Consider the following 2,664-nt stretch of genomic DNA (forward strand, 5'->3'; position numbering starts at 1 on the left):
CTTCAGGATGGAGGCGACGGCCGGGCCGGCCGCGTCCACGCCGTGGCCGCCGCCCTGCACCTCGGCGGCCACCGCGATGTTGCCGCGGTAGGCGGTGAACCAGCTGTTGGTGACGTCGACGCCGGCGACCTCGGCGGAGCCGGTCTTGGCGCCCGCGTTGTCGGTGATGCCGGCCATCACCTCCTTGGCGGTGCCGCCGGAGGCGGTGGCCGCCATCATCGCCTTCAGCTTGCCGGCCACGTCCGGGGAGAGCGGTCGGGCGGCCTTCTGCTGCGGCAGCTCGGCGACCAGGATCGGCTGCTTGAACTCGCCGCTCTGCACGGTGGCGGTGACCGAGGCGATGGCCAGCGGGTTCATCTGGACCTTGCCCTGGCCGATGTAGTTCATCGACTGCTCGTCCTTGTTGGTGCCCGGGTCCGGCACCCGGCCGTCGGCGTTGGGCAGGCCGGTCTTCCACTCCAGGCCGATGCCGAAGACGTCCTTGGCCTCGCCGGCGAGGCTGGTCGGCTTCAGGCTGGCCAGGCCCTGATTGATGAAGGCCGTGTTGCAGGACATCATGAAGTCCTGCTGGAGCGTGTTGTTCGGGAAGGCGCCCGGAAAGGAGTTCGGGATCGGGTGCGCGTTGCCGCTCTTCTCCGGGCAGGCCACCACGGTGTCCGGGTTGACCCCGGCCTCCAGCAGCGCCGCCGAGGTGACGATCTTCATCGTCGAGCCCGGTGCGAGCAGCCCGGTGAAGGCCCGGTTCTGGCCGTTGGACGGCGAGTTGGCGAAGGCCAGCACCTGACCGGTGCTCGGCTCGATCGCGACGATGGAGCCGGGCTTGCCGCCCAGGTCGGTCATCGCCTTCTCGGCGGCGGCCTGGAGGGTGTTGTCGATGGTCACCTTGAACGGCTTGCCCGGCTTCGGCTCGACGATGGTGAACAGCTTGTCCACGGCGCCCTTGCCGGCCGGGTCGGAGATCACCACCGCGCTGCCCGCGTCCTGCTCCTTGGCCGGGTCCGGCGGCAGCAGCTTGTTGGCGTTCTCCTGGAGGGTGTTCATCAGTGCCGGGGTGAGCGAGGCGCCCTGGACCGGCTTGCCGTTGCGGTCGACCACGGTGGACGGCGGGGAGTAGACCGGCTGGACGGCGATGGTCTCGTTGCCGGACAGGTGGGGGTGGATCACCGACGGGGCCCAGTGCACGGCCGGGGTGTTGTCGCTCATCTTCACGACGCCCAGGAAGCCCTGGTAGTCCCAGGCCCGGTTGGTGCCGGCGAACTCGGCGCGCGCCTTGTAGGACATCAGCGTGCCGGTGGGCCCGGGCGTGGCGGTGGCGGACGGCGAGTCAGTCGCACCCGGCGTCGCGGAGGCCCCGGCGGAGGGCTTGGCGGCCGGGGCGGGGGTGCCGGTGGCGGCGGCGAAGACCTGCTGGGTGGTCGGGCCGAACGGGGTGAGGGTCAGCGCGCTCGGCTTGACCTGGTCCCTGAAGGCGGTCAGGGCGGCGGTGGCCGCGGCCGGGTCGTCGGTCAGCGAGGCCGCCTTGGCGATGTCGCCGGCCGCCCAGGCCGTCAGGAAGTCCTTCAACCCGGCTGCCGCCTGCTCGGCCGACGGCGGTTCGGCGACCACCGTACGGGGCTTCTTGCCGCCGGACCCGCCCGAGTCGCTCATCAGGCTGTACGCGCCGTAGCCGCCGCCCGCGAGGACGGCGATGGACACGCCGGTGATGATGCCGATCTTCGCGCCACTGCGCATGGTGGAGTTCCCCCAGGGGTCTCGCGGCCGGGCGCAACCGGCCGGGGCCGGAAACGCGGTACCCCCCCACCCTAGGCAGCGCGGATCGGTGCGCCGGCGAATCGCCCGGGACTTGTGACGGATCTGGTACGTGCCGTGCACCGCATACGGACGGTTCGCGGGAACCCGGTGCGCACGGGGCGGCGGATCAGATCCAGGTGTTGAACCAGATCCGTCGGCGCCAGTCCTCCAGCGGGATGGTCTGCCCGGTGAACAGCGGGAAGAAGAACAGGAAGTTCCAGACGATCAGCAGGACCAGCAGGCCGGCCGCCGCGGAGCCGATGATCCGGCGGTCCCGGGAGGCGCCGGCCGGGCCGATCAGGGCGCCGATCAGCATCGTCACCGCGAGCACCAGGAACGGGACGAAGACCACCGCGTAGAAGAGGAAGATCGTCCGCTGCTGGTAGGCGAACCAGGGCAGGTAGCCGGCGGCCAGGCCGCAGAGCAGCGCGCCCGCCCGCCAGTCCCGCCGGGCCGCCCAGCGCCACAGGCAGTAGACCAGCGCTGCGATGCCCGTCCACCACAGCAGCGGGGTGCCGATGCCCAGCACCTCGCGGGCGCAGTCGGCGGCGGTGCAGCCGGCCTGGCCGTACTTGGGGGACTCGTAGTAGAAGGACACCGGCCGGCCCAGCACCAGCCAGGACCACGGGTTGGACTGGTAGGTGTGCGGGTCGCTCAGGCCGACGTGGAAGTCGTAGACCGTCGAGTGGTAGTGCCACAGGGCGCGCAGGCCCTCGGGTATCCACGGGAAGTCGGTGGAGCGCCCGGCCGCCCAGTCCCGGCCCCAGCCGCCCTGGCCGGGGGCGGTGCTGCTGGCGAACCAGCCCCACCAGGACGCGACGTAGACCGCGGCCGAGACCACGACGACCGAGACGAAGGCCGGCACCACGTCCC

The 2,664-nt window shown here is 71.7% G+C and carries 1 protein-coding gene and 1 pseudogene; both read right to left on the reverse strand.

Annotated features, from left to right (window positions below; genetic code table 11):
- Window positions 1-1,731, reverse strand: a 1,731-nt coding sequence (locus ACFU7Y_RS42795; protein ID WP_380771873.1) for a penicillin-binding transpeptidase domain-containing protein, incomplete at its 3' end; no start/stop codon positions are given.
- Window positions 1,732-1,918: 187 nt separating this feature from the next.
- A pseudogene (locus tag ACFU7Y_RS42800) lies at window positions 1,919-2,664 on the reverse strand (phospholipid carrier-dependent glycosyltransferase); the annotation flags it as partial.

The sequence above is a fragment of the Kitasatospora sp. NPDC057542 genome, assembly GCF_042801945.1.
Taxonomy (GTDB): domain Bacteria; phylum Actinomycetota; class Actinomycetes; order Streptomycetales; family Streptomycetaceae; genus Kitasatospora.